The 2003-nt window shown below is 56.3% G+C and carries 2 protein-coding genes and 1 pseudogene; 1 reads left to right on the top strand and 2 read right to left on the bottom strand.

Features of this window, described 5'->3' with window-relative positions:
* Together EN932_RS34880 and EN932_RS34875 are read right to left on the bottom strand one after the other, a co-directional pair.
* Nucleotides 1–361 (bottom strand): annotated as a pseudogene (locus tag EN932_RS34880) (autotransporter); the annotation flags it as partial.
* Nucleotides 362–600: 239 nt separating this feature from the next.
* Entirely contained in the window at nt 601–1326 is a 726-nt protein-coding gene (locus tag EN932_RS34875; protein WP_013525277.1) for a hypothetical protein, read from the bottom strand.
* 226 nt (nt 1327–1552) lie between these two features.
* Here EN932_RS34875 and EN932_RS34870 point away from each other — a divergent pair.
* Nucleotides 1553–2003 (top strand): caspase family protein (locus EN932_RS34870; protein ID WP_245483385.1); only part of this gene is annotated, 451 nt, incomplete at its 3' end.

The following is a 2003-nucleotide window of genomic DNA, read 5'->3' as shown; positions in this document are numbered from 1 at the left end:
AGACAGGGGTAGGCGTGCTGTTGTCCAGGATACCGCCAAAGATGCTAACAATGTCATCGCCGTTTCCGTCATAATCGTTGACGATGACTGTCGACGAGTCGTTGGCTTGCCCCTTGTATCCCGCGAACCCCGTCGTGAATACGCCGCCGACATCCTGGACGTTTCCAGTTGTGCTGCACTCGACCGTGACCGATGTCGTTTCGAACGTCGTTTCGGCCGAGATGCCTGAGCCGACTGTTGTACCAGCACCGCTTGCGATAGCCGAGCACGCTTCCGCGCCAGATATCTGCAACGTGGATGCCGCCGCTAACGCAAGCAACGAAACACCCGCCAATTGATAGGCCTCGCGCGGCACTCTCATTCGATCCCACCTTACGAGAATCGATACCGTCACAGTTAAGGCAATTACAATAAATCACCGGCCCTTCAATGGGGCTCGTTGACTTGATTGACAGGCAGTGTACGCAGCGCGCTGCTCGTCGGCAATGGTTAGGCGTTCGCTCTCAGGCCACTATAAGGTCATGTGTGGCGACAAGGTCACTATCGAACTCAGATTGAACCGCTCAGATGCAGTACAACGCGGTACAAGGACGCGAACATCTAGAGGTCAGAATAGGCTGCCGAAACGGTCAGGCTTCCCGCGTGGGCAACCTTGCGGTCGTAACTTGCCCATATTTCCCCGCCGCACTGCTGGGCCCAGCGATGACAAAAAGAAAAATCGGTAGGCAAGTCCACGTCCGGCGTCACGATCTTCGAAAATGGCGTCAGAAAGCTCTCGAACTGTGCGGCGTATTTGTTTTTTCTGTAGCGCGACCGGTTCACCGTTTCGGGCAGTTTCTCAATTATCCTGGCGACGCAGTCGCGCGAAACCAAGAAGATACCCGTGCCACATAGCGATACCCGGACAAAGCCGCCCATCTCCTGCCGCGGTTCGATGATGGTTCCGAGGAACTCCAGGCTTTGCGCAAAGGCCTTGTCGAACGGCAGTTTCGACAGCGAGTGAAGTTTGCGAAGGTCGACCAGACGCCGCGGATACAAAGTGCCGACTACAGGCTTGTCGAGCGCCAGCATCGCGGCAATGAGATCGGGCGAAAAGCCCATGTCGCTGTCGATCATCAGGATGTGACTGCAGTCCAGCTTCTTGTAGTAGAAATTCGTGAGCAGATAGTTCCGAGAAAACGGTATATCCGTGTACTCGATTTCCGACAGCGTGAACGCGTAGCTGGAAAGGCTTTCGTGAGTCAGGGCCGCAAAAAGGCTGCGAACGAATACGCTTTTGTAGGCTGCTCCGTAAACCGGCAGCGCGAGGTTGATCTTGGTCGGCATCGAGCCCTCCACGGTCCAGTGACTGCATACAAATCCCTTTTTCCTATCTTTGACAGGATACTTGGTATAAAAATTTGCGGGCCTTTGGCGGCACGGGGTCCAAACGCTCGGGCAGATTGCGTTTGCGTCTGGTGCGTTCGAAGGCCGCCGGATCAAGATTGACGCAGGCTGGAACGAGCATGCCGATATGACCCACCGCCACGGATACTTGCGCATCCCTCTGCTCATGCTTTTCGCGATTTTGAGCACGATCGACGTTCGCGCCGCGGTCGAACAGAACGCCTCATTACAGCCGCGCAACCGGCTGGCGATCGTCATCGGCAACACGAACTACCAGAGCAAGCGTCTCGAGCACCTCGCCAACGCGGTCAACGATGCGACGAAACTGTCCGACAGCCTGAAGCGGCTGAACTTTGAGGTTCTGACTGGAACCGATCTTACCGCCGATGGCTTCGTCAAGCTTTTCCATGACGCCGAGGCGAAGCTGCCCGAAAGCAGCGCCGTGCTGATCTTCTACGCCGGCCACGGCATGCAGGTGCAGGGCGAAAACTACCTGCTACCGATCGATACGCCCGATCCGGAAAACCTGGACAAGCTGACGGCGCACGCCGTCAAGCTGAATGATGTGATCGCCAAATTCGCCAGTCGCGGCCGTCAGACCTTCATCTTCCTTGATG

The sequence above is a fragment of the Mesorhizobium sp. M7A.F.Ca.US.002.01.1.1 genome, from assembly GCF_004022955.1.
Taxonomy (GTDB): domain Bacteria; phylum Pseudomonadota; class Alphaproteobacteria; order Rhizobiales; family Rhizobiaceae; genus Mesorhizobium; species Mesorhizobium ciceri.
The sequence above is the reverse complement of the archived record's forward strand: the minus strand, read 5'-3'. Positions and strand labels throughout refer to the sequence as shown.